The 2,051-nt window shown below is 70.3% G+C and carries 2 protein-coding genes; both read left to right on the top strand.

From position 1 onward, the window contains the following. The first annotated feature begins 153 nt into the window (after window positions 1-153). On the top strand, window positions 154-1,179 hold the full coding sequence (locus tag ACTHMS_RS12300; protein WP_440306956.1) for an ATP-binding cassette domain-containing protein: 1,026 nt from the start codon (window positions 154-156) through the stop codon (window positions 1,177-1,179). After that, window positions 1,176-2,003, top strand: a complete 828-nt coding sequence (locus ACTHMS_RS12295; RefSeq protein WP_440306955.1) for an ABC transporter permease — start codon at window positions 1,176-1,178, stop codon at window positions 2,001-2,003. Before ACTHMS_RS12300 ends, ACTHMS_RS12295 begins: the two co-directional genes overlap by 4 nt. Window positions 2,004-2,051 lie beyond the last annotated feature (48 nt).

Genomic DNA, 2,051 nt, shown 5'->3' with positions numbered 1-2,051 from the left:
CGGCACAGAGGCAGCCCGCCGATCTTCCCCCGTCGGCGGGCTGCCGGCGTATAGGGGGCCTGCAGGCGGCCTGTAGGCGAGCGGTAGGCACCGACAGGTCGCTGTCGGTCGCGTGTCGGTGGTCTGTCGGTGGGGACTGGCACCGTTCTCGGCATGACACGCATCGACAAGAACTCCAGCGGCGGCGGGAACGCCGTCACCGTACGGGGGATGGTCAAGCACTACGGCGAGACCAAGGCGCTGGACGGGGTCGACCTGGACGTGCGCGAGGGCACCGTGATGGGTGTGCTCGGACCGAACGGCGCCGGCAAGACCACCCTCGTGCGGATTCTGTCCACCCTGCTGAGCCCCGACTCCGGACAGGCGACCGTCGCCGGGTACGACGTGCTGCGCCAGCCCCGGCAGCTGCGCCGGGTGATAGGGCTCACCGGGCAGTACGCCTCGGTCGACGAGAAGCTGCCCGGCTGGGAGAACCTCTACATGATCGGCCGGCTGCTCGACCTGCCGCGCAAGGAAGCGCGCGCCCGGGCCGACGAGCTGCTCGAGCGGTTCTCGCTGACCGACGCCGCGAAGCGGCCCGCGAGCACCTACTCCGGCGGTATGCGGCGGCGGCTCGACCTCGCCGCCTCCATGATCGGCCGACCCCAGGTGCTGTTCCTGGACGAGCCGACGACGGGGCTCGACCCCCGTACCCGCAACGAGGTGTGGGACGAGGTCAAGGCCATGGTCGGCGAGGGCGTGACCGTGCTGCTGACCACGCAGTACATGGAGGAGGCCGAGCAGCTGGCGACCGAACTGACCGTCGTCGACCGGGGGAAGGTCATCGCGGGCGGCGCCATCGACGAGCTGAAGGCGAAGGTCGGCGGCCGGACGCTGCGGGTGCGGCCCGCGGACCCGGCGCAGTTGCGGCCGCTCGCCACCGCCCTCGACGAACTCGGCATCACCGGGCTCGCGACGACGACCGTCGACGCCGAGAGCGGCACCGTGCTCGTCCCGGTGCTCAGCGACGAGCAGCTGACCGCCGTCGTCACGGCCGTCACCGCCCGCGACATCACCCTCTCCGCCATCACCACCGAACTGCCCAGCCTGGACGAGGTGTTCCTGTCCCTCACCGGCCACCGCGCCAGTGCCCCGCAGGACACCGTGCCCGCCGAGACCCGCGAGGAGGTCGCCGTATGAGCGCCGCAACCTTGACCGCAACCGACGCCGTCACCGCGACCGACGCCCGCATCCCGCTGCGCGGTCATCTGCGCCACACCGGCGCGCTCATCCGCCGCAACCTGCTGTGGATCCGGCAGGACCCCGAGTCGATGTTCGACGCGCTGCTGATGCCGGTCGTCTTCACCCTGCTGTTCGTGTACGTCTTCGGCGGCTCGATCGGGCAGGCCCTGGGCGGCGGGCAGGACGGGTACGTGCAGTACGTCATCCCGGGCATGATCGCGATGATGAGCATGACGCTCTCCCAGGGCGTCGGCACCGGCTTCAGCCAGGACTTCAACTCCGGTGTCATGGACCGCTTCCGGTCCCTGCCGATCGGACGCGGCTCGGTGCTCTTCGCCAAGATCACGGTGGAGCTGCTGCGGATGCTGTTCGCGACGACCGTGCTGATGGTCGTCGCCGTGCTCGTCGGCTTCCACATCCACCACTGGGGCGGACTGCTCGCGGCCGTCGGCCTGTCCGCGGTGTTCGCCACCTCGATCATGTGGGTGGTCCTCACCCTGGGCGTGATCCTGAAGAACGCGCAGTCCGTGCCGGCGATGGGCTTCCTGGTGCTGTTCCCGCTGCAGTTCGGCTCGTCGATCTTCGCGCCGACGAAGTCGATGCCGGGCTGGCTGCAGGCCTTCACCGACTACAACCCGCTGTCCACGCTCGCCGACGCGGCGCGCGGACTCATGGTCGGCGGCCCCGTCACGCACGACCTGTGGGTGACGCTGGGCTGGTCGGTGGCGATCACGGCGGTGGCGGCGCCGTACGCGATCCACAAGTTCCGCACCAAGAGCTGACGTTCAGCCATCCAGGACCAGGGCGGTGGCCTCCGCGAGGGAGAGGCC

The organism is Jatrophihabitans sp. (assembly GCF_051960575.1).
Lineage (GTDB): Bacteria > Actinomycetota > Actinomycetes > Mycobacteriales > Jatrophihabitantaceae > JBQCEE01.
The sequence above is the reverse complement of the archived record's forward strand: the minus strand, read 5'-3'. Positions and strand labels throughout refer to the sequence as shown.